This is a genomic window from Pseudovibrio sp. W74 (assembly GCF_001623085.1).
In the GTDB taxonomy this organism is placed as follows: Bacteria; Pseudomonadota; Alphaproteobacteria; order Rhizobiales; family Stappiaceae; genus Pseudovibrio.
This window is the reverse complement of sequence record NZ_LMCJ01000047.1, coordinates 1,380-1,629: the sequence shown is the minus strand read 5'-3', so window position 1 is coordinate 1,629 and position 250 is coordinate 1,380. Positions and strand designations below refer to the sequence as shown.

General features: G+C 50.0%; 1 protein-coding gene. It reads left to right on the top strand.

What is annotated here, in order from left to right; translation table 11 throughout:
- A partial coding sequence (gene tssD, locus PsW74_RS28485; protein ID WP_153042450.1) for a type VI secretion system tube protein TssD occupies positions 1-240 on the top strand: 240 nt, incomplete at its 5' end.
- Positions 241-250: the final 10 nt, after the last annotated feature.

The window sequence follows — 250 nt, the reverse complement described above, 5'->3', positions numbered from 1 at the left end:
AAGTGTGAAGTCAAATGGTACCGCACCAATTCTTCCGGCAAGCAGGAGCATTTCTTCACCACTTCCTTTGAAGATGCGCTGATCACCAATATCGAGTGTGGCCTGCCACATTGTCAGGATCCAAAGAATGCTGACTTCACTCAGTTGATCACTATTGAACTGTCATACCGCAAGATCATGTGGGAGCACACAGTCTCCGGCACGTCCGGTGCTGATGACTGGCGCACGCCTGCAGCTTAAGTCTCTATCT